Raw genomic sequence first — 25,064 nt, 5'->3', positions numbered from 1 at the left:
GGAAATGGCGATTGGTATTTTCGTAGAGTACAAAGGTCAGGTCACACAACTTCCTGTCAATCCAGAAGAGCTAAAAACGAAGAATAGCGCAAATAACGAGTCAGCAACGAGTATTGCGCTAGGAGAAATAACCCAGATGAGTTTTCCCAAACTATCTGAGGTTACTTTCACTTCATTCTTCCCTAGAGACACTTTCCGCTCTTATGTTCTTAATAAATCAGGAACGCCTGAAACCTATGTCCGACTCTTAAAGAAAATCATGGACGGGAAAGAACCTTGTCGCTTGATTATCTCTGGCGTGGGTATCAATATGCTTGCGACAGTTGAGAGTTTTGAGCAACAAAGAAAAGCTGGTATTCATGAGGATGTTTACTACGACATCACTTTCAAAGAGTACAAGATGGCCAAGGCTCGGTTTGTAAAAATCGAAAAGAAGGTATCAGAAGAGAAGAAAGCTAGTCAGCCTCAGAAAGAGCAAGCTCCCTCAACTAAAAAAGAAGTGACTATCGGTGCAAAGGTGCTCGTCAATGGGCAGCTGCATAGAGATAGTTACGGAGAGGGGCCTGGTCAAACTGAGTCAAACGCAACTAGACTTGTCAATTATATCAATATGAAAGGGTCGCATCCTTATCACGTTACCATGTTGGATGGTGGTTGGCGTGGTTGGGTTACTGCTGATTCGGTACAAGTCCTATGATGGAATTTCTGATTCAAGATGTGAATGACGGTAAAGTCTTTGATATCACTGAGTTGGTCGGAGGTGTCAAATGGGAAACCAGTATTGATTTTCAGCCGGGAAAACTTGAGTTTGATATGATCATAGACTCACAGGTAGCTTGTAACTTTGGAGACGTCATCCGCTTCAAAGTAGATGATAAGGGCATTTTTTACGGAAAAGTTTTCAAGAAAAAGCGGAAATCAGCTAAGAAATGGTCGGTTACTGCTTATGACAGAATGAGATATCTGAAAAACACTGACACAATCGTGTTTGAAGCCTCTAAGAGTCATGAAATCTTTAGTAAGATTTGCGAAATCTCAGAACTTGAGTACAAAGTTGTTGACGAGGGAAACTGGACGTGTCCTGAGAAAATCGAAGATAAGAAAACTTATTTTGCGATGATCCAGAACGCTTTGGACTTAACATTGATTCATGGTGGCATGTGGTACATCATCAGAGATAACTTTGGTACAGTCGAGCATATAGCCTTAAATTCGCTGATTACTGACTTAGTGATTGGTGATGATAGCGTAGCGACAGACTTTGACTATGAAGGCTCTATCGATGACAGTTACAACTATGTGAAGCTGACTAAAGACAACAAGCAGAGTAAGAAGCGTGAAGTTTACGTTGTGAAAGACTCTAAAAACGTTGCTCTTTGGGGCAAGTTGCAGTACCACGAAAAAGTGGATGAAAAGATGAATGAGAGTCAGATTCAACAGAAGGCTGAACTCTTATTGAAAGCTAAGAATCATCCTAAAAAGACCTTTAAAGTTCCTTGTTTAGGACATCTTGGAATCAGTGCAGGCAACAGTGTTGTACTGGATTTTGCTGATTTAGAGTCTGAAGGGATTAAGAAGAACAGTCTTGGCATCATCTCTAAATGTACCCACAAGTGGGATAAGGTGCATACAATGGATTTAGAATTGAGGACGCTGGAATAATGGCAGGAGAGTTATTAGCACGCCTTTTGGCGCAAGGAGTAGATGATGGGACAGACAGGACAGATATTGTTTTTGGCTCTGTCACATCTGTTTCTCCTTTAACAATCAAGGTTAATAATAAACTTGAAATCCCTGAGTCCTTTTTAGTTCTAAGTCCGATGGTTAAAGAACTACGTACTGGAGATACTGAAGGGGACAACAAGAGGTGGATTGTTTTTCGTGATCTTGAAGCAGGAGACAAAGTCTTAATGATTAAAGCCCAGAACGGGCAATTATACTACGTTTTACAAAGGATGGAGTGAAGATGGTAGATATACGAAACATTGAAGAAGTTGTTTTGCCATCCTACACTTATCAAGTGAAAAATGGCAGAATACACGGATATATAGATGGATTAGAGGCCATGAGGCAAGCAGTTGAAAAGATTTTGCTTACAGAACGGTTTGAGTGGGTCATCTACTCTTCAAACTACGGAGTAGAATTAGAGCGCTTGATTGGAAAACCTTATGATTTTGTAAAAGCTGACCTTGAGAGAACAATTTCTCAAGCCTTGTTAGTTGATACAAGAATTAAAAGTGTTCAAAATTTCTTCATCGAGCAACAAACCAAGGATAGCTTGCTTTGTGTCTTTGAAGTCCATACCATATCTGGTTTATTTAAAGTTGAAAAGGAGGTGACGCTGATTAATGATAGGTGATTTCTTAGAAAAATACACGTTTGATTATCTGATGAATGACGCTCTTTCTCGTGTCAATGAAAATATTGATACACGGGAAGGTTCTATCATCTATGACGCATTAGCGCCTGCTTGTTACGAGTTAGCTGGTTTTTATTTGCAGTTGAAAAATCTACTGCTAGATACATTTCCACAGACTGCTATTGGCCAATACCTAGACTACAAGGTTGAAGAGTTCGGTCTACATCGTTATCCGTCAAAAAAAGCGGTACGCTTTGCGGAGTTTAAAAATGAGAGAAAAGAAGGCGTACAAATCGCTTTGGGTTCTCGTTTTGCGACAATTGACGATGCTGCACTCATCTACAAGGTAGTTCGTGCAACTAATGTAGCTGGCAAGTATGAAGTAGAGTGTGAGACAACTGGCGTTGTCGGAAATCGCTACTATGGCAATATCTTGCCCTTGGAGAACTACAGAAACCTCGCTACTGCAGTCTTAGGGGAAATCGTTACATCTGGGCAAGATGAAGAAACTGACGATGAATTGCGGAAGCGTTTCTTGATTTACGTCAATGAGAAACCTTTTGGCGGCAACTTCATTGAGTATGTTCAGCGTGTTCGTGAAATTGACGGTGTTGGCGCAGTGCAGGTCTATCCAGTTTGGAATGGCTCAGGAACAGTTAAAGTGGTTGTTTTAGACAACGACTTAAACTTGGCATCTACTGAGACAATCAAGAAAGTACAAAACGTTCTGGATCCACTAGAATATACTGGAAAAGGCGTTGGACTTGCTCCTATCAATCATCGTGTGACGGTTACGACTGCGACACGCTTCCCAATTGATATTGAGTTTAAACTTGAGTTGATGACAGGATATCAGCTAAATCAAGTAAAAGAACTGGTAGACAAGGCTTTAGACCAGTATTTCTTGGATTTGAGAAAGAACTGGGCGCAATACTCAGATGTTAATACCTACAGTATGAAAATCTATCGCTCGCAGTTAATGGCCAGGCTATTGACCATTAACGGTGTTGCTAACGTGGATAAGATGAAACTGAATAACCGCGAAGCTGATTTAGCACTTGTTTTTACAGGACAATTACAACAATTGCCGTATAAAGGAACAGTGAGGATGGTTTAATGGTGAAAGAAGTAAACTTATCTGAATACGTTCCAGATTACTACGAGGGCGTCAAAGATATGAAAGAACTGGTTCGGGTTGAAAATACTCTGTTTAAAGACGGTACTATCTCGTTAGAGTAGTTCATCAAGAATCAGTTCATTATGCTCTGCGATGTTCCTACGTTAACGAAATTTGAAGAAGTATACGGTATTGTTGCTCATGCCGACGATACGTTGGAGTGGAGAAGAGAGCGTGTTTTGTTGCGGATCAATATGAGGCCACCATTTTCATGGTGGTTTTTAATTCGCAAATTAGACGACCTTTTCGGAAAAGGAAAGTACAAGGCTTCAGTAGATTTCGCTAATCAGGTCTTATTGATTGAGTCTGGAGCAGAAACGAGCGGACTTTTCAGAGAGTCAGTTATTTTTGTCAATGCAATCAAACCAGCAAATATGGGATATACACATATCCCGACAGTAACAGAACGAGTCAAGCTGAAAGAACGGTTATTCAAGACTTCGGTAGATTTCGCTAGAGCAGGTTATGCAGTTGTAGGAGTGACACCTTTTGAATATGAAGGGCCACAAGAGGAGGTTTTATTCAATGATTAAAGAAACGTTACTAAATACAGTTACAGAAACCGTACTAGCTAAAATCAACAAAGCAAGGTTGAACGATAATCAAATTGTGACGATACAGAAACAACGAGAGCAACGTTTTGTTTTGATTGATTTCTTGGTACCAGACTCAATCAGAGAAATCAATAAGATTGAGTTGTTAGACGCTTCACATGTACCTCAGTCTGTTATTGATGTATACGTTCCGATTGAAACAACAACATGATTCAAATATAGACTGGAGGTGCTAACAGATGGCTAAAATCTGGAGGTCAAGAGATATCATCGGTGCCGAGGATGCGCAACGATGGGAAAACAAAGCCGACTTAAATCACAGGCACAAGGTTGCAGATATCGACGGTCTGCCTGAAAAGATTGACGAGTTCACCAGAAGTAAGGCTGAGAAAGTTGACCTAACTGGTCACATCAACAACCAAAACAATCCACACAGTGTCACTAAGCAACAAGTGGGGCTAGGGAATGTCACGAATGTTGAGCAAGCAAGTAAGCAAGATTTTCAACATCACTTAGAAAATCATAACAACCCTCACGGTGTCACGAAGACACAGGTAGGATTGGGTAACGTGACAAACGTGGAACAGGCTAGCAAGCAAGAGTTCAACGCTCATGCTACTAATCGTAACAATCCGCATAATGTGACGAAATCCCAAGTCGGTCTAGCAAATGTGATGAACGTAGAACAAGCCAGCAAGACCGATTTTGACGCTCACGCAAGAGATACGACTAAACACATTACTCAACAAGAGAGAACCTCTTGGAATGGTAAGGCAGATGGTCGTGCGTTGTCAGATCATACAGGGAACAAGAATAATCCTCACGGTGTTACAAAGACACAGGTTGGTCTAGGGAATGTAGTCAACGTTGAACAAGCGAGTAAGAGCGAATTTAATTCTCATTCGCAAAATTCGACTATTCACGTAACAAGCGTGGATAAGAACAGATGGAATAACGCTCAATTAATCAAGCTGACAAATGACAATGGCAGTGCTAAAACTGCTGCAGGAAATTGGGATAGCTATGTGGAATCAGGCATGTATACAGGAGCAGGTCTGACAAATTCACCCAAAGGCTCACGTTCTCCGCTCTATGTGACCGTAACAAAAATCGATGGTCAAAACGTCATGCAGCAAGCAGTAGATAACATGAATACATTTACTGCTGTCAGAACCAAAGTCAATGGTATTTGGGGAAGTTGGCAGGTGTTGCCCAGGCTGGATATGAAAGTGATTCCTTTGGAATTTGCTGATGGAATCCTTCCTTCGAAACTGGCTGAAATTGACGATAATAAACTATTTATAATCGGCGATATGGTCATACTCAGGGCATTTATTGACAAAGATTCGATTAACGAATCAAAAAATACAATTGGTTCAGGGCAAAAAAAATTGTTTTATTTTCCAAAAGAATACCAATTTAAAGTAAAATCTTACTCCATCGCATCTTTTAGAGGACACTATAAAATAGGTAATGGATTAAGTCACTTATATCGAGAAGGAAAAAACGGAATTTTATCACAAGATGACGCATCTTTATTTTTCGAAGAGGAGCTTGTTGCAACGACCAGCTCGTATCCAGTATCGGACGACATGATTCTTATCGACGCATGGTTCAAAAAATAAATTATAGAAAGAAGTAAATAACATGGAATTTTTAGTAGAAAACAAACTTTTTCGAGTTGACAAAACAGTAGTAACTATCCGCAAGGAACAACCTTTCACGTATTACACTCGTGAGCTTGATGGAGATCGTCAAGGAGATTCTGATGAGAAAATCATCCAAGCAGTCCTAGAGCAAGTTCATGCAGAGCTTGACCCTACAAGCGCAATCGTGCAAGCACAGGCTAAACTGCAAGAAAATCAAGCTAAATTGCAAGAAACCCAAGCTAAATTGGAACAAGCAGAACAGAAATTGGCTCAGACAGAAGCTAAACAGACTGCAACAGATGAAGCTGTTAAACACAATCAAGCAGAGACAGACCGTTATGGAAAGATTATCCATGCGGTCGTTTTAAATGCTGTAGCAGGCAAGACAATCGCTTATGGAACTATCTACAAGGAATTGGTAGAGTTGATTCCATTGGCTGAGGTTGGGAAACGTTATTTGGCACATGACTTGATTACCATTGAAGACCCAGCGCACGTTGAGGTAGATGGAGAAGGTAAGCGTATCTTAGTTCAATTGAATAAGGAATTTACTTACAATGGCGAACCAGTCAGCGACTTTGCCCGAAATGGTCGTCTTGAAATGGGCGGAACAGGCGCAGCATGGAAGTACGAACCTCAAGAACAAAATGAGCCTACGAATGTTGCACCAGCAGCTACAGTTTCTACGACAGCTACCGTGACGCCTACAGCAACAGAACCTTCTGCTACAACAGTTGCACCTAACTAATAACAGGGGGTAACTATGGACGTCTTACAACAAATAGAACATTTCTTCATGAACGTGCTACCATCGGCTTCACCGATTATTATCGCTTGGCTTAGCTACAAATTGCCGAAAAAAGCCAAAGAAGAGACGGAGAAAATCGTTTCGGAACTAACCGATGTTAAGAAACAGATTAAAGATGTCCAGACTACCGCTAAAGATAGCAATTCCAAAATCGACGAAGTGCAAGAAAAATTAAAAATTCACGATGAGGCGCATCTAAATACCATGAAGTTGCGCCTTGACCGTGATATGCGACGGGCTATTCGTAGAGGGTTCACTTCAAAAGACGAATTTTCCCTAGTGGAAAGTCTGCACAAAAGCTACAAGGCTTTAGGAGGTAATGGCTACATAGACCGCTTATTCAACGATTTTGAAAAATTGGAGATTAAGGAAGACATCTTAGTAGATGATTAGATAGAAAGAGGTGCAGAATGGTCTGTAATCTCAATATGACCAATCTCGTACAGATTGACGGAGGTCACCTGATTAAACAAGGGGACTTGGCTTCTACCTTTGGTTTTGCCCTCTTAGACGAGGACTACCAAGTGATTTCCTCTCTGGAAGGGGAGGAGGCGCTGATCAGTCTGACCAAGGAGGGCTACCAGTGGAAGAAGCAGGTAGCTGTTACCAGTCAAGGTGTGAGTTTTCATCTGGACGCTATCTTGCCGATTGGGAGCTATCGCTTGGAAATCACGGCTGGAGGCTATGTTTTCCCCAGTGATAAATCTGTCCATATCCAGATAGTTGCCTCAGATAAGGAATTGGTCACAGAAGAAGTCCATGCTTTAAAGGAGCTGGACATCGCAAAAGAAGTCGAAAAACAGCTTGCAGGTAGAACTGTAGGCGAGAGCCCAGTAGGTCAGGAATTGCCAGACCTACTCTTTTATTACAATTTAGGAAAGGTGTAACACAAAATGGATACTACAAAATTAACAGCATTTGCACAAGCAGTAGGAGCAGATATCAAGGAAGTGAAGCAAAGCGTCAGCACTAAAGTGGAGACTTCAGCAATGAATCAAGCTATCTCACAGGCAGTTACTCAAGCTAAATCCGAGGTTAAGGCTGAAATCTTGGGTGAAGGAACGCCTGAGAACCTTGATACCTTGAAAGAAATTGCTACGATGATCGCCAGCATGAGCGGCGATACTGAAGGCGCAGTTGTGCAGAAATTGGCTGATCTCGGCCGTCGTATTGACGAGTTTACCACTGTTGACCTAGTGGAAACCTATAACAATGCAAAAGAGTGATTGTATGGCTCATAATTTTTTTAATAATGTTGACCAATTAGCTTATGAAATCGGTAAGGATATCAAGGCGCTAAATCAAAAGCCTGAGCCAATGCTGACACTGACTGGAAATACCCTCGGCATTGTCGGGGGTAATCATGTCACTCTGCCGATACCAGATAACGTAGGGCAAGAAATCCGTGGTACAGGCTCACCAGAAGGCCGTATAGTTGCTGAAATCGGAATAACCTATGTAGATGTCAATGCCACAAACGGCGCTCTGAAATGGATTAAAGAGAGTGGGAACGGTAACACAGGTTGGCAGGTGTTGATAGGTGATACTGGTTGGAGGACACTTAACTCAGTTTCAAGATTAGGAAATTCGTTCGTAAAAATAAGACGTGTTAACAATCTAGTGACATATCAATTTGGAGGACTTCAATGGGGATGGTTTGGGATTGAAAGACGTAATGGAGCAAGCTATCAATCTCAAGAAAGCGATAGGGAACGAAACGTGTTCATCATATATTATAATGGCATACCGCAAGGTTTTAGGACTCCCAACTCATTAATCGGCTCTATATACAACGATAATGGGATCGTGTACGGTACATGGTATGTAGGAGGAGCTGCAGACCAAAACCAGTTAAGGTTTCAGTTCTTAAACCCAGTACCAACCGACCGAGACATTGGTGATATCCGTGTAAGTGCTATTTCATACCTAACAGACGACCCTTGGCCTACAACGTTGCCATAATGGAAAGGAAAAATATATGATTAACTGGAAACTACGACTAGAAAATAAATACTTTTATCTGACTGCAATTCCAGCCTTCTTGCTTGTCTTGCAAGCTGGTGCAGCAGTCTTTGGATATCATCTTGATTTAGGTGATATCGGCAACAAGCTGATTTTACTTGTTAATGCGGTATTCGTGTTCTTGACTGCTATCGGTCTGGTCAATGACCCGACAACAAGCGGTATTACAGACAGCACACGAGCGCTTGAATATAAGAAACCAAGTGAGGAGTAATATGGATATCGATACAAGCAGACTACGTACAGACTTGCCTCAAGTTGGCTATGCGCCATACCGTCAAGTACATGCCCACTCAACTGGAAACCGCAATTCAACCGTACAAAATGAAGCTGACTATCATTGGAGAAAGGACCCTGAACTAGGGTTCTTTTCTCATGTGGTCGGAAATGGTCGAGTTATGCAAGTAGGACCTGTAAATAACGGCTCGTGGGACGTCGGTGGAGGTTGGAATGCGGAGACTTATGCAGCAGTTGAACTGATTGAAAGCCATTCAACTGAAGAAGAGTTCATGACAGATTACCGTCTGTACATCGAATTGCTTCGAAACCTAGCAGATGAAGCAGGATTGCCAAAAACTCTTGATACAGACGACCTAGCAGGTATCAAAACGCATGAATACTGTACCAATAATCAACCCGATAACCGTTCAGACCACGTTGACCCTTATCCTTATCTTGCAAGTTGGGGTATCAGCCGTGAACAATTCAAGTATGACATTGAAAACGGCTTGAGCGTTGAAGCAGGTTGGAAGAAGAACGATACAGGCTACTGGTACGTACACTCAGACGGCTCTTATCCAAAAGACAAGTTTGAGAAAATCAACGGAACCTGGTATTACTTCGACGGCTCAGGCTATATGCTCGCAGAACGCTGGAAGAAGCACACGGACGGCAACTGGTACTACTTTGACCAGTCAGGTGAAATGGCGACAGGCTGGAAGAAAATCGCTGATAAGTGGTATTATTTTGACACAGAGGGCGCTATGAAGACAGGATGGGTCAAGTATAAGGACACATGGTACTACCTAGATAGTAAGGACGGAAACATGGTATCTAATGAATTCGTCAGAGCAGGTCAAGGCTGGTACTACATCAAACCAGACGGAACAATGGCAAACAAGCCAGAGTTCACAGTAGAGCCAGAAGGCTTGATTACAGTTAAATAAATAGAAAGGAAACTTTCTAAATTGTTCTTTCACCGCAGGCTCAGGCTTGCGGTTTTTTTGTTTGTCTGAAATTGACTTGTTGACATCAACAAATAGCTTTATAAAGCGCTTGGTTGCCAATTTTGTTGACGTTAACAAAATTAGAGTTTGTATTTCTATTTTGCAAAAACACGCATTTTGAACGATTAGAAACCAAAATCACAATCCTATTCTTCAAAAAAGCGTTTACATGAAGAATAGGGGGGATTTGATATGCCCCAAAAATTTAAAAATTAGATTTGGGGCATTTTTAGGGCATAAGTTTAAAACTTATATATCTTCTCCCCTAGAACTAAATTTATTTTTAAACGTATTTATACTTATTTTTCGAAACTTTCTTCCAATATATAGCTATGAAGTATATCCTTTACAAAAAGACGCTGTTAAATAATCAGCCTTTAAAAAGCCTATTGTATCAAGTTTTCTAGCTTGGTCAGTAGGCTTTTTAATTATGAAATCTAGTAATAAATAGAGTTAAAAAGTTGAATGCTCCGAAAATATTGTATATATAGTAGCTGAATCTAAAATAGTACGAAACAATTGCTAAAACATTTATAGAAATTAATTTTACTTTCCCAATCGATTTGTTCTCATCTTATTTCAATTTGCTATACGTACGTATATAATGAAAAGAATTAAATAATAGACTTGTGCGATAACTATTTGAAGCAAGATTAGCTGGTTAGAAAATCCAACAAGATAGCGAAGGAATATAACATGAAATATACATAATTTATTTTATGTTACAAAAATTGTACTAAAAGACTTACGATTATCTTGAATGCCTTAGGGAAACATGCTATACTACTTGTATGATTATTTTACAAGCTAATAAAATTGAACGTTCTTTTGCAGGAGAAGTTCTTTTTGATAATATCAACCTGCAGGTTGATGAACGTGATAGGATTGCCCTTGTTGGGAAAAATGGTGCAGGTAAGTCTACTCTTTTGAAGATTTTAGTTGGAGAAGAGGAGCCAACTAGCGGAGAAATCAATAAGAAAAAAGATATTTCTCTATCTTACCTAGCCCAAGATAGCCGTTTTGAGTCTGAAAATACCATCTACGATGAGATGCTTCATGTCTTTGATGACTTGCGTCGGACTGAGAAACAACTTCGTCAGATGGAACTGGAGATGGGTGAAAAGTCTGGTGAGGACTTGAATAAGCTGATGTCAGATTACGACCGCTTATCTGAGAATTTTCGCCAAGCAGGTGGCTTTACCTATGAAGCTGATATTCGAGCGATTTTGAATGGTTTCAAGTTTGACGAGTCTATGTGGCAGATGAAAATTGCTGAGCTTTCTGGTGGTCAAAATACCCGTCTGGCGCTTGCCAAAATGCTCCTTGAAAAGCCCAATCTATTGGTCTTGGACGAGCCAACCAACCACTTGGATATTGAAACCATTGCCTGGCTAGAGAATTACTTGGTAAACTATAGTGGTGCCCTTATTATCGTCAGCCACGACCGTTATTTCTTGGATAAGGTTGCGACAATTACGCTAGATTTGACCAAGCATTCTTTGGATCGCTATGTGGGTAATTACTCTCGTTTTGTCGAGTTAAAGGATCAAAAACTAGCAACTGAAGCAAAAAACTATGAAAAGCAACAGAAGGAAATCGCAGCTCTGGAAGACTTTGTCAATCGTAATCTAGTCCGAGCTTCAACGACCAAACGTGCCCAATCTCGACGCAAACAACTGGAAAAAATGGAGCGTTTGGACAAGCCTGAAGCTGGTAAGAAATCTGCTAACATGACTTTCCAGTCTGAAAAAACGTCGGGCAATGTTGTCCTGACTGTTGAAAATGCGGCTATTGGTTATGACGAGGAAGTCTTGTCACAACCGATTAACCTAGACCTTCGTAAGATGAATGCTGTCGCTATCGTTGGTCCCAATGGTATTGGCAAGTCAACCTTTATCAAATCAATCGTGGATCAGATTCCTTTTATCAAGGGTGAAAAGCGCTTTGGCGCTAATGTTGAGATTGGTTACTATGACCAAACCCAAAGCAAGCTGACACCAAGTAATACTGTACTGGATGAACTCTGGAATGATTTTAAACTGACACCAGAAGTTGAAATTCGTAACCGTCTAGGTTCCTTCCTTTTCTCAGGAGAGGATGTTAAAAAATCAGTTGGCATGTTGTCAGGTGGCGAGAAAGCGCGTTTGCTTTTGGCTAAATTGTCTATGGAAAACAACAACTTCCTGATTCTGGATGAGCCAACCAACCACTTGGATATTGATAGCAAGGAAGTGCTAGAAAATGCCTTGATTGACTTTGATGGAACTCTTCTATTCGTCAGCCATGACCGTTACTTTATCAATCGTGTAGCAACTCATGTACTGGAATTGTCCGAGAATGGATCAACTCTCTATCTTGGAGATTACGACTACTATGTCGAGAAGAAAGCAGAAGTAGAAATGAGTCAGACTGAGGAAGATTCAACTAGCAATCAAGCAAAAGAAGCAAGCTCAGTTAATGACTATCAAGCTCAGAAAGAAAGTCAAAAAGAAGTTCGCAAACTCATGCGACAAATCGAAAGTCTAGAAGCTGAAATTGAAGAGCTAGAAAGTCAAAGTCAAGCCATTTCTGAACAAATGTTGGAAACAAACGATGCCAGCAAACTGATGGAATTGCAGGCTGAACTGGACAAAATCAGCCATCGTCAGGAAGAAGCCATGCTTGAGTGGGAAGAATTATCAGAGCAGGTGTAAAATGGAACATCTTGGAAAAGTATTTCGTGAATTTCGGACAAGTGGAAATTATTCTTTAAAGGAGGCGGCAGGGGAGTCCTGTTCAACTTCTCAGTTATCTCGCTTTGAGCTTGGGGAGTCTGACCTAGCAGTCTCGCGTTTCTTTGAGATTTTGGATAACATTCATGTAACAATCGAAAATTTCATGGACAAGGCTAGGAATTTTCACAATCATGAACATGTATCTATGATGGCGCAGATTATCCCACTTTACTACTCAAATGATATTGCAGGTTTTAAAAAGCTTCAAAGAGAACAACTTGAAAAGGCTAAGAGTTCGACGACTCCCCTCTATTTTGAGCTGAACTGGATTTTGTTACAAGGTTTGATTTGTCAAAGAGATTCGAGTTATGAGATGAAGCAGGATGATTTGGATAAGGTAGCAGATTATCTCTTTAAAACAGAAGAATGGACCATGTATGAGTTGATTCTGTTTGGTAACCTCTATAGTTTCTACGATGTGGACTATGTCACTCGGATTGGTAGAGAAGTTATGGAGAGGGAGGAATTTTACCTAGAGATTGGTCGCCATAAGAGATTAGTGTTGATTTTGGCCCTCAATTGTTACCAGCATTGTTTAGAGCATTTTTCTTTTGACAATGCAAGCTATTTTGAGACTTATACAGAGAAGATTATTGGTAAAAACATTAGTCTTTATGAACGAAATATTTTACATTACTTAAAAGGTTTTGCCTTGTACCAAAAAGGACAGTGTAAAGAAGGTTGTAAGCAAATGCAAGAGGCCATGCATATTTTTGACGTGTTAGGTCTTCCAGAGCAAGTAGCCTACTATCAGGAACACTACGAAAAATTTGTCAAAGATTAATTTTCCCAAATAAGGGAAAAAATAAAAAGCTCCTTTCGGTTTTGATACAATAGTTTCAAAATTTGAGAGGAGTTTTTATATGAATCGCTATGCAGTACAGCTGATTAGTCGTGGAGCTGTTAACAAGATAGGGAATATGCTCTATGATTATGGAAATAGTGTCTGGTTGGCTTCCATGGGGGCCATCGGCCAGACTGTTTTAGGAATGTATCAAATTTCTGAACTCGTCACATCTATTCTCGTAAATCCCTTTGGCGGAGTCATTTCAGACCGTTTTTCTCGTCGTAAGATTTTAATGGTGGCAGACCTTGTTTGTGGGATTCTTTGTCTGGCTATTTCTTTTATAAGGAATGACAGCTGGATGATTGGAGCTTTGATTGGGGCTAATATTGTGCAGGCGATTGCCTTTGCCTTTTCTAGACCAGCAAATAAGGCCATTATCACAGAATTGGTAGAGAAGGATGAACTGGTCCTCTACAATTCTCGTTTGGAATTGGTGATGCAGGTTGTCAGTGTGAGTTCCCCTGTGCTTTCTTTTCTGGTCTTACAATTTGCAAGTCTTCGCATTACTTTGGTATTAGATGCCTTTAGTTTTTTCCTCGCTTTTGGTTTGGTAGCCTTGCTTCCAAAAAAAGAAGATAAAACTTTGGGGGAGAAGAAACTTACATTCAAAGTTATTTGTGCTGATATCAAGGAGGGAGTTCACTATATTGTGAAGCAAAGGGAAATCTTCTTTTTACTAGTCATGGCTTCAAGTGTCAATTTTTTCTTTGCAGCTTTTAATTACCTCCTTCCCTTTTCAAATCAGCTCTATGGAGTACAAGGTGCCTATGCCACTATTTTAACAATGGGTGCTATCGGTTCTATTGTTGGGGCCCTACTAGCTAGTAAGATTAAAGCCAGTATGGAAATGCTTCTGTTTTTATTGGCTTTGACTGGACTTGGAGTGATGATAATGGGTTTCACTCTCCCATCCTATCTGACTTTTTCAGGGAATTTCATTTGTGAATTATTTATGACGATTTTCAATATTCACTTTTTTACTCAGGTACAAACCAAGGTTGAAGGTGAATATCTTGGTAGAGTTCTCAGTTCGATTTATACCTTAGCTATACTTTTTATGCCAATTGCAACAGGTTTGATGACCTTTCTTCCAAGTGTTCATCTTTATTCTTTCTTGATTATTGGACTTGGAGTTGTAGTCTTATCTTTCTTAGCTCTCGGATATGTTCGAACTCATTTTGAAAAATTGATATAAGGCTGCTTGAGTTTCAAAAATAATTTCAAACTAAGTGTTTTTTCCGCCCTTCTCGTTTGTGAGGAGGGCTTAGTTTATGGTAAAATGGTCTTATGAATAAAAGAATGAATGAGTTAGTCGCCTTACTCAATCGCTATGCGACTGAGTACTATACCAGCGATAATCCATCGGTTTCAGACAGTGAGTACGACCGTCTTTACCGTGAGTTGGTCGAGTTAGAAACTGCCTATCCAGATCAAGTGTTAGCAGATAGTCCGACCCATCGTGTTGGTGGCAAGGTTTTAGATTGTTTTGAAAAATACAGTCATCAGTATCCTCTTTATAGTTTGCAGGATGCTTTTTCACGTGAGGAGCTTGAAGCTTTTGATGCGCGTGTTCGTAAGGAAGTGGCTCATCCGACCTATATTTGTGAGCTGAAAATCGATGGCTTATCTATCTCGCTAACTTATGAAAAGGGGATTTTGCTTGCTGGGGCAACACGTGGAGATGGTTCAATTGGTGAAAATATCACAGAAAACCTCAAACGCGTCAAGGATATTCCCTTAACTTTGCCAGAAGAACTAGATATCACCGTTCGTGGGGAATGTTACATGCCACGCGCTTCTTTTGACCAGGTCAACCAAGCTCGCCAAGAAAATGGAGAGCCTGAATTTGCCAATCCTCGTAATGCGGCAGCAGGCACCCTGCGTCAGTTGGATACAGCAGTAGTAGCCAAGCGTAATCTTGCAACGTTTCTCTATCAGGAAGTCAGCCCTTCAACTCGTGACAGCCAAGAAAAGGTTTTGAAGCACCTAGAACAGCTCGGTTTTGTAGTCAATCCTAAGCGGATTTTGGCTGAAAACATAGATGAAATCTGGGATTTTATCCAAGAAGTAGGAGAGGAACGGGACAATCTGCCTTATGATATCGATGGTGTGGTGATTAAGGTCAATGACCTGGCAAGTCAAGAAGAACTTGGTTTTACCGTTAAGGCTCCAAAGTGGGCAGTAGCCTACAAGTTTCCTGCTGAGGAAAAAGAAGCTCAACTCTTATCAGTTGATTGGACAGTTGGCCGTACGGGTGTTGTAACCCCAACTGCAAATCTGACTCCTGTTCAGCTAGCTGGTACAACAGTTAGTCGTGCGACCCTGCACAATGTGGATTATATTGCTGAAAAAGATATCCGTAAAGACGACACGGTCATCGTCTATAAGGCCGGGGACATCATCCCTGCCGTTTTACGCGTGGTAGAGTCCAAACGGGTTTCTGAAGAGAAACTAGATATTCCTACAAACTGTCCAAGTTGTGACTCTGACTTGTTGCACTTTGAAGATGAAGTGGCCCTGCGTTGTATCAATCCGCGTTGCCCTGCTCAAATCATGGAAGGTTTGATTCACTTTGCCTCTCGAGATGCTATGAATATTACAGGCCTTGGTCCATCTATTGTTGAGAAGCTTTTTGCTGCCAATCTAGTCAAGGATGTGGCGGATATTTACCGATTACAAGAAGAAGATTTCCTTCTTTTAGAGGGGGTCAAGGAAAAGTCTGCTTCTAAACTGTATCAGGCCATTCAAGCATCTAAGGAAAATTCTGCCGAGAAGCTCTTATTTGGTTTGGGAATTCGCCATGTAGGAAGCAAGGCCAGTCAGCTCTTACTTCAACATTTCCATTCAATTGAAAATCTGGCTCAGGCAGATCCAGAGGAAGTGGCTAGTATTGAAAGTCTGGGTGGCGTGATTGCCAAAAGTCTCCAGACTTATTTTGCGACAGAAGGCTCTGAAATTCTCTTCAGAGAATTGAAAGAAGCTGGGGTCAATTTGGATTATAAAGGTCAGACAGTAGTAGCGGATGCAGCCTTGTCAGGCTTGACCGTGGTATTGACTGGAAAATTAGAACGTCTCAAGCGCTCAGAAGCTAAAAGTAAACTCGAAAGTCTGGGTGCAAAAGTAACAGGCAGTGTTTCTAAAAAGACCGATCTTGTTGTTGCAGGAGCAGATGCTGGAAGTAAACTTCAAAAGGCACAAGAACTTGGTATTGAGGTTAGAGACGAGGCATGGCTAGAAAGTTTGTAATGATCGTTTAAAAACAGAGTTTGGATCATTTGACTATGTCTGTTAATTGAGACGAGATTGGTCAAGAATTTATTAGTGAAACAGAAATAAAATAAAAAGGAAAAATAAAAATGTATACTTACCCTATGCGCATTCATTACCATCGCAAGAATGGTGAATATGACACTTGCTCTTTTGTAAAGAGTAAGGATCAACGAATTGATTTACTAACTTACCAAGAAGATTATTTTGGAGCCTTATTTAGCTTTGAACACCCAAGCGCTCATCCCTTAGAAAGTTTGAATTTTGTGGTTCATACAGGTCAAACTAGTAAAGAATATGCTATCCGTTTTAATCACTATCCCCTATTAACAGAGGTCTGGATTTTGGAAGGCGATGATCGGATTTATTACTCTGAAAATCCTGCTATTGCCAGTTCTTTCTATAAAAATCAAAATCCTTTTGCCTTTGATAAGGCCATTAACAGTGCTAGTTTTGACCATCATTGGGGCTACCAAGGGGAATTGGGTTGCCGTGTAGAGGACAATCAGGCTCATTTTTCCCTTTGGTCACCAACAGCGACAGCAGTGCAGGTTGTGGTTTATGAATCAGCTACTAATGATGCACCTGTTTGGAAGACTTTTGATATGGAGAGAGGCAATCGCTACTCTTATAACCATAAGGACAATACTATTGGTGTCTGGAGTTTGGATGTTGAGGAAGATTTGACTGGTAAGGCTTATCAGTATCAGGTCCAATTCCCTCATCACCAAACACTGACACGCGATCCTTACACCATTGCGACCAGTCCTGATGGCAAACGTTCTGCTATTCTGAACCATGCAGAAAAGCAGGTTGAAAATTTCGAGGTCAAGCATGGTTCTGATGCTGCTTGGCGTTTGGAAAATCCATGTAAGGCAGTTATTTGTGAAATGCATATTCGTGATTTGACCCAATCACCGACCTCAGGTGTGGATGAACATCTTCGAGGAACGTTCTTGGGTGCTGCTCAGACTGGAACGGTTAACCAGTACGATCAGTCAACTGCTTTTGATCACATCAAGAAGTTGGGCTACAATTATGTTCAGTTGCAACCAATTGCAGACCGTCACAAAGAATACGATGAGGACGGGAATGTAACCTACAACTGGGGTTATGACCCACAAAACTATAACGCGCCAGAAACTAGTTTTTCAACTAATCCAGAGGATCCAGCTCAGGTCATTCGTGATTTGAAGACCATGGTTCAAGCTTACCACGATGCGGGTATTGGTGTTATTATGGATGTGGTCTATAACCATACCTTCTCAGTTGTTGATGCACCTTTCCAAACAACAGTCCCTGATTACTATTATCGTATGAATCCAGACGGTACCTTCCAGAATGGAACGGGTGTTGGAAATGAAACAGCCAGTGAACACGAAATGTTCCGCAAGTATATGATTGATTCTCTTCTATACTGGGTGCAGGAATACAATATTGACGGCTTCCGTTTTGACTTGATGGGGATTCATGATGTCAAGACCATGCAGATGATTCGTCAGAGCTTGGATGAAATCGACCCTAACATTATCCTCTATGGAGAAGGATGGGATATGGGAACAGGCCTTGCCCCTTATGATAAGGCTAAGAAAGACAACGCCTACGAAATGCCAAATATTGGTTTCTTTAATGACAATCAGCGTGATGCTGTCAAAGGTGGAGAAGTTTACGGTGCTATCAAGTCAGGTTTTGTCAGTGGTGCTGCGACAGAGCCAATTCTAGCTAAAGCAATCCTAGGAAGTCGTGAATTAGGAACCTATACACATCCCAATCAGGTGCTTAACTATGTGGAAGCCCATGACAATTACAATCTTCACGATTTATTGGCAACCCTTCATCCAGACCAAAGTTCAGAACAAATCATGCGCAAGGTTGAGACAGCCACAGCCATGAATCTACTCATGCAGGGGATGGCCTTTATGGAAATCGGTCAAGAATTTGGTCGTACCAAACTGGTTGCGACTGGTGAGAATGGTGAGTTGACACATGATGATAGAGAGCGTGCGATGAATAGCTATAATGCTCCTGACAGTGTGAACCAAGTCAACTGGGATTTGATCAATGAGCGTCAAGACAGTATTGAATTTATTCGTCAAGTCATCCGATTGAAGACAAAAACTGGTGCCTTTTCTTACTCTAGCTATGATGAAATTTACCATCATGTCTTTGTGCATTCCGCGATTGAACATAGCGGCTGCCTTATCTATGAAGTTCATGGGAAAGAACACCTCTTGGTGGTTGTGAATGCTAAATCAGAACCCTATCAATTTGAAAATGCAGGAAATTTAGCTATGTTGGTAACTAATAGTCGTTCAAAAGAAGATAATGTTTTAGATGATATTAGTCTAGCCGTCTTGAGTGTTTTATAAAGACCATCTATCTCGCTATTCTAACACATCATTGGAAGTGAACGAATAGAAAGAGCTTAGCTAACAACTCACTTGTATAGAAAATTTGATAAATACTTTCATCAAACGTGTAAAATCAGGAAATTATTTTCCTGGTTTTATTTTTTGCTATAAAAAAATAATATTGGTAGCAAAAATACGAACTTTTTGGTATTATAGTAGAGAAAAGAAAGGCGTTTTCACATTTTTTTGAAAAAATATTGCTTTACAATTGAACGAGAAAGTGAACTTTTTGTAGATTTTCAAAATAATTTTAAAGAAGTATAGTAATTTACTTGAATCTTCTCTAAAAAGGTAGTATAATAAAAACATAGAAAACGCTTACAGAAAAGGGGAGGTATTATGGATAAAAGAGAAGCTTTGCGCACCTTTATGACAGGAGAAAATTTTCACCTTCAGCATTATCTAGGAGCACATAGGGAAGAGCTAAATGGAGAGTATGGTTATACATTTCGTGTATGGGCTCCCAATGCTCAGGCTGTCCACTTGGTGGGGGATTTTACCAACTGGATTGAGGGTCAGATTCCAATGGTAAGAAATGACTTTGGGGTCTGGGAAGTCTTTACCAACATGGCTCAAGAAGGGCATATTTACAAATATCATGTCACACGTCAAAATGGTCATCAACTGATGAAGATTGACCCTTTTGCTGTCAGATATGAGGCGCGTCCAGGAACAGGGGCAATCGTAACAGAGCTTCCAGAAAAGAAATGGAAGGATGGACTTTGGCTGGCACGAAGAAAACGTTGGGGCTTTGCTGAACGTCCTGTCAATATCTATGAAGTTCACGCTGGATCATGGAAAAGAAATCCTGATGGCAGTCCTTATAGTTTTGCCCAGCTCAAGGATGAACTCATTCCTTATCTCGTTGAAATGAACTATACTCATATTGAGTTTATGCCCTTGATGTCCCATCCACTAGGTTTGAGTTGGGGTTATCAGCTTATGGGTTGCTTCGCTTTAGAGTATGCTTATGGCCGACCAGAGGAGTTTCAAGATTTTGTAGAGGAGTGTCATATCAATAATATTGGGGTTATTGTGGACTGGGTACCAGGTCACTTTACCATCAACGATGATGCCTTAGCCTATTATGATGGGACACCGACTTTTGAATACCAAGACCATAATAAGGCTCATAACTATGGTTGGGGTGCCCTTAATTTTGACCTTGGAAAAAATGAAGTCCAGTCCTTCTTAATTTCTTGTATTAAGCATTGGATCGATGTCTATCATTTGGATGGTATTCGTGTGGATGCTGTTAGCAACATGCTTTATTTGGACTATGATGATGCTCCATGGACACCTAATAAAGATGGGGGAAATCTCAACTATGAAGGTTATTATTTCCTTCAACGCTTGAATGAGATTATTAAGTTAGAATATCCAGATGTGATGATGATTGCAGAAGAAAGTTCGTCTGCAACCAAGATTACGGGAATGAAAGAGCTTGGTGGTCTAGGATTTGACTACAAATGGAACATGGGCTGGATGAATGATATCCTCCGTTTCTACGAAGAAGATCCGATTTATCGTAAATATGACTTTAATTTGGTGACTTTCAGCTTTATGTATGTTTTCAATGAAAACTATCTCTTGCCATTCTCGCACGATGAAGTGGTTCATGGTAAGAAGAGTATGATGCATAAGATGTGGGGAGATCGTTACAATCAATTCGCAGGCTTACGCAATCTCTACACTTACCAAATTTGTCACCCTGGTAAGAAATTGCTCTTCATGGGTAGCGAATACGGTCAATTCCTAGAATGGAAATCTGAAGAACAACTAGAATGGTCTAACCTAGAAGACCCAATGAATGCTAAGATGAAGTATTTCACTTCTCAGCTAAACCAGTTTTACAAAGACAACCGCTGTCTGTGGGAAATTGATACCAGCTATGATGGTATTGAAATCATTGATGCGGATAATCGAGACCAGAGTGTTCTTTCCTTCATCCGTAAGGGTAAGAAGGGCGACATGCTAGTCTGCGTCTTTAATATGGCACCTGTTGAACGAAAAGATTTTACAATTGGACTGCCTATTGCAGGGATTTATGAAGAAGTCTGGAATACTGAGTTAGAAGAGTGGGGAGGCGTTTGGAAAGAACATAATCAAACTGTTCAAACGCAAGAAGGACTATGGAAAGATTATGAGCAGACCTTGACCTTTACCCTACCGGCTATGGGAGCAAGTGTTTGGAAAATCAAACGCCGCTTGAAATCTGCAAAAACCGTCACAAATAAAAACCAAAAAGGAGTAGAAAATGAAGAATGAAATGTTAGCTTTGATTCTTGCTGGTGGGCAAGGAACTCGTCTCGGAAAACTCACTCAAAACCTTGCAAAACCAGCTGTGCAATTTGGTGGGCGCTACCGTATCATTGACTTTGCTCTTTCAAACTGTGCCAACTCAGGGATTCACAATGTTGGAGTCATTACACAGTACCAACCTCTTGCTCTCAATAACCATATTGGGAATGGTTCAAGCTGGGGACTAGACGGTATCAATTCTGGTGTCTCTATTCTTCAACCGTATTCTGCAAGTGAAGGAAATCGTTGGTTCGAAGGGACTAGTCACGCTATTTACCAAAATATTGACTATATCGACAGTGTCAATCCTGAGTATGTCTTGATTCTGTCTGGGGACCACATCTATAAAATGGACTATGATGATATGCTCCAGTCACACAAGGATAATAATGCTAGTTTGACAGTAGCAGTTCTTGATGTTCCTCTAAAAGAAGCTAGCCGTTTTGGTATTATGAACACAGATGCCAATAACCGCATTGTTGAATTTGAAGAAAAGCCAGCACAACCAAAATCTACAAAGGCTTCTATGGGTATTTACATCTTTGATTGGCAACGTCTGCGCAATATGCTTGTTGCTGCTGAAAAGAGCAATGTAGATATGTCAGATTTTGGTAAAAATGTCATTCCAAATTACCTTGAGTCAGGTGAAAGTGTCTATGCATATGAGTTTAATGGCTACTGGAAAGATGTTGGTACCATTGAGTCACTTTGGGAAGCAAATATGGAGTACATTTCTCCAGAGAATGCCTTGGACAGCCGTAACCGTCAATGGAAGATTTACTCAAGAAACTTAATTTCACCACCAAACTTCCTTGGGGCAAATGCTCATGTGGAAGATTCCTTGGTTGTTGATGGCTGTTTTGTAGATGGAACTGTTAAACATTCTATCCTTTCAACAGGTGCGCAAGTTCGCGAAGGGGCAGAAGTAGTAGATTCAGTTATCATGAGTGGTGCAATTGTTGGTCAGGGAGCTAAAATTAAACGTGCCATTATTGGTGAAGGTGCAGTTATTTCTGACGGTGTCGAAATTGATGGAACAGAAGAAGTACAAGTTGTAGGATATAATGAAGTAGTGGGGGTAGCAACAGATGAAGATTGATAAATATTCAGCCATTTTAGGAAATACAGTTGGTTTTCATGATATGTCAACACTGACAGACCACCGTCCAGTAGCTAGTTTGCCATTTGGTGGTAAATATCGCTTGATTGACTTCCCGCTTTCAAGTCTTGCTAATGCAGGTGTCCGTAGTATCTTTGGTATTTTCCAACAAGATAATATCAGTTCTGTCTTTGACCATATCCGTTCAGGACGTGAGTGGGGCTTATCAACTCTTCTCAGTCACTATTATCTAGGTATTTACAATACCCGTGTAGAAAGTAGCACAGTTGGAAAAGAATACTACCAACAGCTTCTTACTTATTTGAAACGTTCTGGCTCCAACCAAACAGTTGCCCTCAACTGTGATGTTTTGATTAATATTGATTTGAACCAAGTTTTCCATCTACATAGTACAACAAAAGGGCCTATCACTGTAGTTTATAAAAAACTAGCTAAGAAAGACATTTCAGAAGTAAACGCAATCTTGGAAGTGGATGAAACAGACCATGTTCGTTCTCATAAACTCTTTGATAGCAAGTTACCAGATCAAATCTATAACATGTCTACAGATATCTTTGTCGTTGATACACCTTGGTTGATTGAACGCTTAGAAGAAGAAGCTAAGAAAGAACATCCAGAGAAGTTGCGCTATGTTTTACGGGATTTGGCTGCAAAAGAAGAGGCTTTTGCCTACGAGTACACAGGTTATCTGGCAAATATTCACTCTGTAGAGTCTTATTATCAATCTAACAAAGATATGCTTGAATCACAAAAATTCTACTCTCTCTTCTCACCAAATCAAAAGATTTATACAAAGGTTAAAAACGAAGAGCCAACTTACTATGCCAATACATCTAAGGTAAGTACTTCTCAGTTTGCTTCTGGTAGTATCATTGAAGGTCAAGTGGCTAATTCTGTTCTATCACGTAATATTCATGTCCACAAGGATAGCTTGGTTAAAGATAGCCTGCTCTTCCCTCGTGTTGTTATTGGAGAAGGAGCTCAGGTCGAATATGCTATCTTGGACAAGGGTGTTGAAGTTGAGCCTGGTGTTGTGATTCGAGGAACTGCAGAACATCCAGTTGTCGTTAAGAAAGGTAGCAAAGTAACAGAGGATATTCATTCATGAAAATTTTATTTGTAGCAGCTGAGGGTGCACCCTTTTCAAAAACAGGTGGTTTGGGAGACGTCATTGGCGCTCTTCCTAAATCACTGGTAAAAGCTGGGCATGAAGTTGCAGTGATTTTACCCTACTATGACATGGTAGAGGCTAAATTTGGAAATCAGATTGAAGATGTTCTTCATTTTGAGGTGAGTGTTGGTTGGCGCAGACAGTACTGTGGGATTAAGAAAACAGTACTAAATGGTGTGACCTTCTACTTTATTGACAACCAATACTATTTCTTCCGTGGTCATGTTTACGGTGATTTTGATGACGGAGAACGCTTTGCCTTTTTCCAACTGGCTGCCATTGAGGCTATGGAAAGAATTGACTTTATTCCTGACCTTCTCCATGTTCATGACTACCATACAGCTATGATTCCTTTCTTGTTAAAGGAAAAATACCGTTGGATTCAAGCCTATCAAGGAATAAAAACTGTTTTAACCATTCATAATTTGGAATTCCAAGGACAATTCTCAGAAGGAATGTTATGGGATTTGTTTGGAGTTGGCTTTGAGCGTTATGCTGATGGTACCCTTCGCTGGAACAATTGTCTGAACTGGATGAAGGCTGGTATTCTTTATGCGGATCGTGTTTCAACTGTTTCGCCTAGCTATGCTCATGAAATTATGACCAGTCAGTTCGGATGTAACTTGGATCAAATTCTTCGAATGGAGTCTGGTAAAGTATCTGGTATCGTGAACGGGATTGATGCTGATCTTTATAATCCTCAGACGGATACCCTATTAGATTATCATTTTAATCAGGAAGATTTGTCTGGGAAGGCCCAAAACAAGGCAAAATTGCAAGAAAGAGTTGGCTTGCCAGTTAGAGCCGACGTTCCACTGGTGGGAATTGTTTCTCGTTTGACACGTCAAAAAGGTTTTGATGTGGTGGTTGAAAGTCTTCACCATATCTTGCAAAATGATGTTCAGATTGTTCTTTTGGGAACTGGCGATCCAGCCTTTGAAGGAGCTTTCTCATGGTTTGCTCAAATCTACCCAGACAAGCTATCAGCAAATATTACTTTTGATGTCAAACTTGCTCAAGAAGTCTACGCTGCTTGTGACCTCTTCCTCATGCCAAGTCGTTTTGAACCATGTGGCTTGTCTCAGATGATGGCCATGCGTTACGGAACCTTGCCATTGGTCCATGAAGTTGGTGGCTTGCGAGATACCGTTCGCGCTTTCAATCCAATCGAAGGAAGCGGTACTGGCTTTAGCTTTGACAATCTATCTCCTTACTGGTTAAATTGGACTTTCCAAACAGCTTTGGACTTGTATAGAAACCATCCTGATGTTTGGAGAAATCTACAAAAACAAGCTATGGAGTGTGATTTCTCATGGGATACAGCCTGCAGGTCATACCTTGACTTGTACCATAGTTTAGTTAATTGATAGATAAAATC

At 40.6% G+C, this 25,064-nt stretch carries 24 protein-coding genes; all 24 read left to right on the top strand.

What is annotated here, in order from left to right; all coding sequences use genetic code 11:
* Positions 1 to 4 precede the first annotated feature (4 nt).
* The 24 genes from SP4011_RS05775 (at position 5) to glgA (ending at position 25,053) form a co-directional block, all read left to right on the top strand.
* Positions 5 to 697, top strand: coding sequence for a phage baseplate protein (locus SP4011_RS05775; RefSeq protein WP_338620334.1), 693 nt, complete (start codon positions 5 to 7; stop codon positions 695 to 697).
* Entirely contained in the window at positions 697 to 1,662 is a 966-nt protein-coding gene (locus SP4011_RS05770) for an XkdQ/YqbQ family protein (protein WP_230529166.1), read from the top strand. The genes SP4011_RS05775 and SP4011_RS05770 overlap by 1 nt, the downstream gene beginning before the upstream one ends.
* On the top strand, positions 1,662 to 1,964 hold the full coding sequence (locus tag SP4011_RS05765) for a DUF2577 domain-containing protein (protein ID WP_015973671.1): 303 nt from the start codon (positions 1,662 to 1,664) through the stop codon (positions 1,962 to 1,964). The genes SP4011_RS05770 and SP4011_RS05765 overlap by 1 nt, the downstream gene beginning before the upstream one ends.
* Before the next feature lie 2 nt (positions 1,965 to 1,966).
* Positions 1,967 to 2,359: a DUF2634 domain-containing protein gene (locus SP4011_RS05760; protein ID WP_023948079.1), complete on the top strand. Its 393-nt coding sequence runs from the start codon at positions 1,967 to 1,969 to the stop codon at positions 2,357 to 2,359.
* The gene (locus SP4011_RS05755) at positions 2,349 to 3,476 is read left to right on the top strand and encodes a baseplate J/gp47 family protein (RefSeq protein ID WP_338620325.1); all 1,128 of its coding nucleotides are present in this window, start codon (positions 2,349 to 2,351) and stop codon (positions 3,474 to 3,476) included. Before SP4011_RS05760 ends, SP4011_RS05755 begins: the two co-directional genes overlap by 11 nt.
* A 254-nt stretch (positions 3,477 to 3,730) precedes the next feature.
* A complete protein-coding gene (locus tag SP4011_RS05750) occupies positions 3,731 to 4,069 on the top strand; it encodes a hypothetical protein (RefSeq protein ID WP_419992026.1) in 339 nt (112 codons plus the stop codon).
* Positions 4,062 to 4,301: a hypothetical protein gene (locus SP4011_RS05745; RefSeq protein WP_338620323.1), complete on the top strand. Its 240-nt coding sequence runs from the start codon at positions 4,062 to 4,064 to the stop codon at positions 4,299 to 4,301. The genes SP4011_RS05750 and SP4011_RS05745 overlap by 8 nt, the downstream gene beginning before the upstream one ends.
* A gap of 28 nt (positions 4,302 to 4,329) precedes the next feature.
* Positions 4,330 to 5,715 carry a pyocin knob domain-containing protein gene (locus SP4011_RS05740; protein WP_338620321.1) on the top strand — a complete coding sequence of 462 codons (1,386 nt, stop codon included), beginning with the start codon at positions 4,330 to 4,332 and terminating at the stop codon, positions 5,713 to 5,715.
* Positions 5,716 to 5,737: 22 nt separating this feature from the next.
* The gene (locus SP4011_RS05735) at positions 5,738 to 6,487 is read left to right on the top strand and encodes a hypothetical protein (RefSeq protein ID WP_338620320.1); all 750 of its coding nucleotides are present in this window, start codon (positions 5,738 to 5,740) and stop codon (positions 6,485 to 6,487) included.
* A 15-nt stretch (positions 6,488 to 6,502) separates the two neighbouring features.
* Positions 6,503 to 6,940, top strand: a complete 438-nt coding sequence (locus tag SP4011_RS05730) for a hypothetical protein (protein WP_338620319.1) — start codon at positions 6,503 to 6,505, stop codon at positions 6,938 to 6,940.
* A 17-nt stretch (positions 6,941 to 6,957) separates the two neighbouring features.
* The gene (locus SP4011_RS05725) at positions 6,958 to 7,434 is read left to right on the top strand and encodes a hypothetical protein (RefSeq protein ID WP_338618263.1); all 477 of its coding nucleotides are present in this window, start codon (positions 6,958 to 6,960) and stop codon (positions 7,432 to 7,434) included.
* 6 nt (positions 7,435 to 7,440) lie between these two features.
* On the top strand, positions 7,441 to 7,773 hold the full coding sequence (locus SP4011_RS05720; RefSeq protein ID WP_338620318.1) for a hypothetical protein: 333 nt from the start codon (positions 7,441 to 7,443) through the stop codon (positions 7,771 to 7,773).
* A gap of 4 nt (positions 7,774 to 7,777) precedes the next feature.
* Complete coding sequence (locus SP4011_RS05715) at positions 7,778 to 8,509, top strand: hypothetical protein (RefSeq protein WP_338620316.1); 732 nt, start codon at positions 7,778 to 7,780, stop codon at positions 8,507 to 8,509.
* A 16-nt stretch (positions 8,510 to 8,525) separates the two neighbouring features.
* Positions 8,526 to 8,783 (top strand): phage holin, encoded by a 258-nt coding sequence (locus tag SP4011_RS05710; RefSeq protein WP_338620315.1) that lies wholly within the window; start codon positions 8,526 to 8,528, stop codon positions 8,781 to 8,783.
* A 1-nt stretch (position 8,784) separates the two neighbouring features.
* Positions 8,785 to 9,735: an N-acetylmuramoyl-L-alanine amidase family protein gene (locus SP4011_RS05705; protein WP_338620314.1), complete on the top strand. Its 951-nt coding sequence runs from the start codon at positions 8,785 to 8,787 to the stop codon at positions 9,733 to 9,735.
* Positions 9,736 to 10,586: 851 nt separating this feature from the next.
* Positions 10,587 to 12,488, top strand: coding sequence for an ABC-F family ATP-binding cassette domain-containing protein (locus SP4011_RS05700; RefSeq protein WP_338620312.1), 1,902 nt, complete (start codon positions 10,587 to 10,589; stop codon positions 12,486 to 12,488).
* Position 12,489: 1 nt separating this feature from the next.
* On the top strand, positions 12,490 to 13,353 hold the full coding sequence (locus SP4011_RS05695; protein ID WP_119919503.1) for an XRE/MutR family transcriptional regulator: 864 nt from the start codon (positions 12,490 to 12,492) through the stop codon (positions 13,351 to 13,353).
* 79 nt (positions 13,354 to 13,432) lie between these two features.
* On the top strand, positions 13,433 to 14,611 hold the full coding sequence (locus SP4011_RS05690; RefSeq protein WP_119919504.1) for an MFS transporter: 1,179 nt from the start codon (positions 13,433 to 13,435) through the stop codon (positions 14,609 to 14,611).
* A 92-nt stretch (positions 14,612 to 14,703) separates the two neighbouring features.
* Positions 14,704 to 16,662: an NAD-dependent DNA ligase LigA gene (ligA, locus tag SP4011_RS05685; protein WP_338620308.1), complete on the top strand. Its 1,959-nt coding sequence runs from the start codon at positions 14,704 to 14,706 to the stop codon at positions 16,660 to 16,662.
* Positions 16,663 to 16,772: 110 nt separating this feature from the next.
* Positions 16,773 to 19,052, top strand: coding sequence for a type I pullulanase (gene pulA, locus SP4011_RS05680; RefSeq protein WP_338620306.1), 2,280 nt, complete (start codon positions 16,773 to 16,775; stop codon positions 19,050 to 19,052).
* A gap of 381 nt (positions 19,053 to 19,433) precedes the next feature.
* Positions 19,434 to 21,362, top strand: a complete 1,929-nt coding sequence (gene glgB / locus SP4011_RS05675) for a 1,4-alpha-glucan branching protein GlgB (protein WP_338620304.1) — start codon at positions 19,434 to 19,436, stop codon at positions 21,360 to 21,362.
* The gene (locus SP4011_RS05670) at positions 21,352 to 22,494 is read left to right on the top strand and encodes a glucose-1-phosphate adenylyltransferase (protein ID WP_000787247.1); all 1,143 of its coding nucleotides are present in this window, start codon (positions 21,352 to 21,354) and stop codon (positions 22,492 to 22,494) included. Before glgB ends, SP4011_RS05670 begins: the two co-directional genes overlap by 11 nt.
* Complete coding sequence (gene glgD, locus SP4011_RS05665; protein ID WP_338620303.1) at positions 22,484 to 23,623, top strand: glucose-1-phosphate adenylyltransferase subunit GlgD; 1,140 nt, start codon at positions 22,484 to 22,486, stop codon at positions 23,621 to 23,623. The genes SP4011_RS05670 and glgD overlap by 11 nt, the downstream gene beginning before the upstream one ends.
* Entirely contained in the window at positions 23,620 to 25,053 is a 1,434-nt protein-coding gene (gene glgA / locus SP4011_RS05660; RefSeq protein ID WP_101781913.1) for a glycogen synthase GlgA, read from the top strand. Before glgD ends, glgA begins: the two co-directional genes overlap by 4 nt.
* Positions 25,054 to 25,064 lie beyond the last annotated feature (11 nt).

The organism is Streptococcus parapneumoniae (assembly GCF_037076355.1).
Taxonomy (GTDB): domain Bacteria; phylum Bacillota; class Bacilli; order Lactobacillales; family Streptococcaceae; genus Streptococcus; species Streptococcus parapneumoniae.
This window is presented reverse-complemented; position numbering and strand designations above follow the sequence as displayed.